Source organism: Bradyrhizobium sp. P5_C11_2 (genome assembly GCF_054049755.1).
In genome coordinates, this window is the sequence record NZ_JBFULT010000443.1 from 1 (window position 1) to 6,422 (window position 6,422).

Genomic DNA, 6,422 nt, shown 5'->3' on the forward strand with positions numbered 1-6,422 from the left:
AGGCATTGCGCTTCTTTTGTTCTTGGAGGACTTTGCAGCCGGAGCCTTCGTGGCGGCACGGCCCTTGGATGCGCTACGGCTGGCCGTGGCGACTTTCTTGGCCTCCTTATGGGAAGCCCTCGCAGAAGTACTCTTTTTACGCGTTTTCTGTGACACAGCCTGCGCGCGGAAACTGCYACGCCCCTGTTCGACATTTGGTTTCACGGGAACCCAGAGGGGCCAACGGGGCTGACGGGGTTCAGCTTAATGTGCCCAATATAGCACATTTCCCGCAAAAATCAATGATTTAGGGGTCGTGAGGGCTGGTTTTCGGCGCGTTTGAAGCTAATAGGGTTAAGTTTGGGCCCAAATTAGTCCCCGGAACCGGGGTTCGGGGAGAAATACTTCTCGAACTTGCCCTCCATACCGTCGAATTCCTTCGCGTCGGCGGGTGATTCTTTCTTCTGGGTGATGTTCGGCCAGCTCTTGGCGTAGTCGGCATTGACCGACAGCCACTTTTCCAGGCCCGGTTCCGTGTCCGGCTTGATGGCATCGGCGGGGCATTCCGGCTCGCACACGCCGCAGTCGATGCATTCGTCAGGATGGATGACGAGCATGTTCTCGCCCTCGTAGAAACAGTCGACCGGGCAGACCTCGACGCAGTCGGTGTACTTGCACTTGATGCAGGCTTCAGTGACGACGTAAGTCATCCAACGCTCCGAAAAGCTCTTTTAAAAGTCGCGGCTTGCGTAGCGCGGATGGCCCGGCGCTGCAAGATCAGGAACGACCGATCATGACGGCTTTCCGCGCGTGATCGACCAAGAAATGAATACGAAGCGCAATTAATTGCGCTTTGCGTCAGTGAGCTCCTCGTAGAGCACGCGCGCAGAAGCAGCATCGCCACGGCGCTCGTTGAAGGCGGCGACTTTCAAGACGCGCACGGTGCGATCGAGCGCGATCGTCAGCACGTCGCCGATCTTGATCGCGTGCCCCGGCGATGTCTCGCGCCCGCCGTTGACGCGAACATGGCCGGACTCGACGAGCTCAGCCGCGGAGGTGCGCGCCTTCACCACCCGCGCATGCCACAGCCATTTGTCGAGGCGCTGGCGCTCGGTCGTGGGCGTTATTCCTCTTCACGCGTCTTCTTCACGCGAACCGCTCCGCACTTCGCTTGAAACGCTATTCCTTGCGCCCCGCGAGCTGCTCCTTCAGCGCAGCGAGCTTGGCAAACGGCGAATTCGGATCGATCGGGCGATCGCGCTCGCGCGGGTTGGCGCTGGAGGCGTAGGGACGCAGCGACGGCCCGCCCTGGCGGTCGCGGCCCTTGTCGCGGTCGCGGCCACGATTGTCGCGGCCCTTGTCGCGATCGCCACCGAACTTGCCCTTGTTGCGATCGCGATCCTTGTCGCGATCCTTGCCCTGATCCCGACCCTGGAAGCTGCGGTTCTTGTCGTCACGCCCCTCCTGGCGCGGCGCGCCTTCGGCGCCACCCTCGCGGGGCTTGCGGAAATCCTTGCCGCCATCCCTGCCAGCGTCCCTGCGATGACCACCGCYGTGGCGATGCCGCTGCTCGCGCTTCTCGCCGTCGGCGGCCTGCGCCGCTTCGCCTTCCGCGGGCGCAGCACTGGCCTGCGCGCCGTCCTGGGCGCGCGGCTGATTGTGGTGACGCTGATGGCGATGGCGCTCGTGGCGCGGCTTGCGATCCTCGTGACGGCCGCCGGGACGCCAGACCTCGACCAGCTCGGGCTCGGCGGGCGTGGCTGCCGCCTCCACGGGCGCGGCTGCATCGGCCGATGCAGCGGCTTCCGTTGCGGCGGCCTCAGCGGGAGCGGCCTCGAGATCAGCCGTTTCGGCAGGTGCTGCGGTCGCTTCGGCCGGCGGCGCGATGCCGGGGGCATCTTCCGGCGTGACCGGGGCTTCGCTCGATGCTTCGAGCGCGGGCTCCTCATGGGCGGGCTCGTCGTGCTGCTCCATGCCGGGGGCGTCTTCGACGGTGACCGGCTCGGCGGCGGCTTCGATCGCGCTGTCCACGGGTGCCGCGGCGTCCTCGACCGGCGTCTCGGCGCTAGCCGCTTCGGTCGCAGCAGCTTCCGTCACAGCCTCGGCACCGGCCTCAACAGCCGGCGTCTCCGCGGCGGGCGCCGCGGGCTTCGGCGGCAGCGGCGCGCGCTTCTCCATGCGATAGCCGAGCGCGCGCAGCACCGAGGCGAAATCTTCACCGGCCGAGCCCGTGAGCGAGGTCATCGCCTGCGTCACCACGAAGCTGCGGCCGTCGAACGCGCCGGCGGGCTTGTCGCCCGGCGAATTCTCGCGCCAGGCCAGCGCCGGGCGGATCAGATCGGCGAGACGCTCCAGAATGTCGACGCGCACGGCGCGCTCGCCGGCCTGCTTGTAGCCGAGCACGCGATAGGCATCGCGCGGCAGTTGCTTGTCGACCGGGAACGAGGTGCGGCCCGAGCTTGCCAAATGCTGCGCGCCGGACAGCGACGAGAGATCGACATTGTCCTGCTTCAGCGCCCACAGCAGTGCGGCGAGCGCGCGCGCGGCGGGCTTCAGGAGGCCGGGGAAATAGATGTGATAAGCGCCGAAGCGGACGCCGTATTTGCGCAGCGTCGCGCGCGAGGGCTGGTCGAGATCCTTCAGCTCATTGGCGATCTTCGGCCGCTCCAGCACGCCGAGCGCCTCGACCAGCTGATATGCGATGCCGCGGGCAATGCCGGTGACGTCAGCCGCCTTCGACAGCTCGAACATCGGCCCGAGCAGCTTCTCGATATGCGTCTTGAGCCAGAGATCGAGCCGGGCCTGCACCTTGTCACGAGGAGCCCCGGTCAGGCGCTCGTCGGAGATGATGCGGATGCGCGGATGCAGCGCCTCCTCGGCGGCCGTCAGCCGCGCCACGGCGTCGCCGGTCCAGCGGATGGTGCCGTCGGACGTCAGCAGGAACTGCTCGTCGGGCGCGCCGCCCAGTTTCTCGGCACGCGCATTGATCTCGCCCGCGAGCACCGCTTGTGCGGCAGCCTGCAAGGCTTTCGCATCGGAGCCGGCTTCCGCCGCATCCGGTGCAAAGGTGAAGCCATCGAGACGGCCGATGACATGGCCTTCGACGATGACTTCGCCGGTCTTGCCGATTTCCGTATTCAAGCTCGTGTTCTCCCGCAGGCGGCGCATCAATACACTGGTCCGGCGATCAACGAAACGCTCAGTCAAGCGTTCATGGAGCGCATCCGATAATTTATTTTCGACCTCCCGCGCGATTCCCTGCCAATGTTCGGGGTCCGCGAGCCAGTCCGGCCGGTTGGCGACGAAGGTCCAGGTGCGGATCTGCGCGATCCGGCCCGACAGCGTGTCGATGTCGCCGTCGATGCGGTCGGCCTGGTCGATCTGGGCCGCGAACCAGGCATCGGGAATGYGGCCTTTCTGCATCAAAAAGCCGTACAGCGTCGTCACGAGCTCGGCGTGGGCCGCCGGCGACAGCTTTCGGTAATCCGGGACCTGGCAGGCCTCCCACAGCCGTTCCACCGCGGCCTTGCCATGTGCGGTATCGCGCACATCGGCATCGCGGGCGGCGTGGTCGAGCACGCGCATGTCCTCGGCGATCGGCGCGCGCGTCAGCGCCTCATGGCCGGGGGCGAGGTTCAGCGACACCTGGAGCGCGCCGAGGGAGGAGAAATCCAGCTTCGAATTGCGCCATTGCAGCATCTTCACGCTGTCGAAGGTGTGGTTCTGGAGCGCGTTGACGAGCTCGGGCTCGAACGGTGCGCAGCGGCCTGTCGTCCCGAACGTTCCGTTCCGCGTGGCGCGGCCGGCGCGGCCGGCGATCTGGGCGAATTCGGACGGTGTCAGGCGGCGGAACTGGTAGCCGTCGAACTTGCGGTCGGAGGCAAACGCGACGTGATCGACGTCGAGATTGAGGCCCATGCCGACCGCATCGGTGGCGACGAGATAATCGACGTCGCCGTTCTGGAACATCGACACTTGCGCATTTCTGGTGCGCGGCGACAGCGAGCCGAGCACCACGGCGGCGCCGCCGTGCTGGCGGCGGATCAGCTCGGCGATGGCGTAGACCTCGTCGGCGGAGAACGCGACGATCGCGGTGCGGCGCGGCTGGCGCGTGATCTTGCGGTCGCCGGCGAATTCGAGGCTCGACAGCCGCGGCCGCGTGATCATGGAGACGCCGGGCAACAGCCGCTCGATAATGGGGCGCATCGTCGCGGCGCCGAGCAGCAGCGTCTCGTCGCGGCCGCGGCGGTTGAGGATGCGGTCGGTGAAGACGTGGCCGCGTTCGAGATCGGAGGCGATCTGGACCTCGTCGACGGCGAGGAAGGAGACGTCGAGGTCGCGCGGCATCGCCTCGACCGTAGAGACCCAATAGCGCGGGTTCTTCGGCTTGATCTTCTCCTCGCCGGTGATCAGCGCGACGGACTCGGGGCCGGCGCGATCGGCGATCTTGTTATAGACCTCGCGCGCGAGCAGCCGCAGCGGCAGGCCGATCACGCCGGAGGAATGCGCGAGCATCCGCTCGATGGCGAGATGGGTCTTGCCGGTGTTGGTCGGCCCGAGCACTGCGGTGACGCCGGCGCCTGGCAGCCGCTCGGAAGCGAAGGGGGAAGAGGAAAAGGCCATGTCCAGGGATTAGGTAGTGGCGATTGGGGCGAATGTCAGTGCTGTTTGGGGCGGGTCAGCGGTAGGACCCGTCGGCCATGTCTCCGAACGCTGCGTCGAAGCCACGTTTTCCGCTGTCATGCCCCGGCTTGACCGGGGCATCGAGTACGCCGCGGCCTGTCCGCTCAACCACAGCCGCCTCGGCGTACTGGTTCGCCCGGTCAAGCCGGGCGATGACACCGGTGGTGGTGTGGGAGCGGTTTCCAAAAATCCCGCGCAACTGTCTCACTTTGCGACGCTTTTCCCGTTGGCCTTAAGCTTCGGAACGACTCTAGAACGAATCGCGGCCGAATCGCTGACTCGCCCCTGAGTCCTGTTCCGTTCACGCAACATGTCGCGGGACCCTGTGTTTCATCGCACTAGATGGAGTTTTGGGTTGCCGCACAAGCGCCGATTTGATGACAGGTTCCTTAAAATTGGGGACGGCGCGGAGTCGAATCAGAATCGGGGAGGAGTCAAATGGATTCACGGGCCGGCTGACCCCTCCAGAGCAAAATCGCGAAAACAACCCCATGCACAGTAGAAGCGGCTGGGCGGATGAATCGTGGGGTGGCGGCGGGTAAGGTGTTGGCGCGGTGTGGTAAAACTCTCTCGAAACGACGGGGGTTCGTAGCCCGTATGGAGCGGAGCGGAATACGGGGAGCCGAAGCAAAGAATCCCGGATTGCGCTGCGCTCCATCCGGGCTACGGCAGCTCCGCCTACTGCGTCTTGGCCACTCTTGGCGGCTGGGCGACGGTGACGAAGCTGGTGGCTTCCAGCATCGCCGGGCCGAGCGGCGTCGGCACTTTCAGCCAGAACGGGACCAGGATGCGGGTGCCCGCGACGGGGGCGAAGGCGATCTCGATGTTGCGCTGGGCGGCGAGGTATTTGATCACGGGGCGGTCGGGGATGTAGCCGGCGACCGGCACGAAATACAGCGAGCAGACCACGACCGGGCCGTGATAGCCCTTCTCCGCCTTGACGTTTTCCATGCGCTTGAAATCGAGCTTGAGGTCGTAGCGCATGCGGCCGTCGAACACCGGCGCGGAATTGTGGCAGGCCTCCGCCGACAAGGGATCRCCGGTGCCGGGCACGCGCAGCAGCGAGGCCGTCATCGGATCCCAGATGCCGCGGCGATGCGCCTCGGTGACGACGATGCGGTCGGCATCGACCGGCGGCTCCGGCACGATGGCAAAATCCTTCACATTGCCCTTGTCGAGCGTGATGCGGATCTCTTCGGTCTTCTTCGAGGTGGTGGTGGAGGCCTGGTAGCCGGTCGCGACCAGCGCGCCGTTGACCACCCGCCCTTGGCTAGCGCCGGTGCCGGACCCGCCCGCGAAGGACTTCAAAAGCCCCGTGGTGCCGCCGGCGGCGGCTGAGGCGAACACGTCGTCCTGGATGTCGATGTTCCAGGCGCCCCGGCCGACGGGAATGCCGGCCAGCGTCGCCTCATACTGCGCCTCGAGCTTGCCCTGGGCTGCCGCGGGCTTCGCCCCCCAAAACATGGCCAGCCCGCAAAGGGCCGCCAAAGCCAGCCGGCCAGCAGCATGCAGCCGGGGCAGATGAGGGGTCAGGGTGTCCACGAAATCATTCCGATGGGCCGTCAGGCCTTGTTACTTAAGTCAAAAATCACGGCAAACAATGCGTCCGGGCCCAGGGCTTGCGGAACTTAAGTGGGGTTTTCACCAGTGAATACGCCCTTTATGTGATGGTAAGGCGCTTTAAACACTGCCGTTTTGGTGATCGGGGCGCGACTTTTTCCCGCGCTCCGCTGCCCCTTCCCCCTCGCCCCGCTTGCGGG

General features: G+C 65.8%; 5 protein-coding genes. All 5 read right to left on the reverse strand.

Annotated elements, in window-relative coordinates; translation table 11 throughout:
- Positions 1-350: 350 nt before the first annotated feature.
- Positions 351-689, reverse strand: a complete 339-nt coding sequence (fdxA, locus tag ACXJL8_RS30415; RefSeq protein ID WP_027545217.1) for a ferredoxin FdxA — start codon at positions 687-689, stop codon at positions 351-353.
- A 132-nt stretch (positions 690-821) separates the two neighbouring features.
- Entirely contained in the window at positions 822-1,106 is a 285-nt protein-coding gene (locus tag ACXJL8_RS30420; protein ID WP_456620092.1) for an RNA-binding S4 domain-containing protein, read from the reverse strand.
- A 52-nt stretch (positions 1,107-1,158) separates the two neighbouring features.
- The gene (locus ACXJL8_RS30425; RefSeq protein ID WP_456686118.1) at positions 1,159-4,602 is read right to left on the reverse strand and encodes a helicase-related protein; all 3,444 of its coding nucleotides are present in this window, start codon (positions 4,600-4,602) and stop codon (positions 1,159-1,161) included.
- 55 nt (positions 4,603-4,657) lie between these two features.
- Complete coding sequence (locus ACXJL8_RS30430; RefSeq protein WP_456620073.1) at positions 4,658-4,861, reverse strand: hypothetical protein; 204 nt, start codon at positions 4,859-4,861, stop codon at positions 4,658-4,660.
- 479 nt (positions 4,862-5,340) lie between these two features.
- On the reverse strand, positions 5,341-6,126 hold the full coding sequence (locus tag ACXJL8_RS30435) for a DUF3108 domain-containing protein (protein ID WP_456620072.1): 786 nt from the start codon (positions 6,124-6,126) through the stop codon (positions 5,341-5,343).
- Between the last annotated feature and the right edge of the window lie 296 nt (positions 6,127-6,422).

Coding starts and splice junctions, on each gene's coding strand:
- fdxA (WP_027545217.1), bottom strand. CDS start 689: ATGACTTACGTCGTCACTGAAGCCTGCATCAAGTGCAAGTACACCGAC.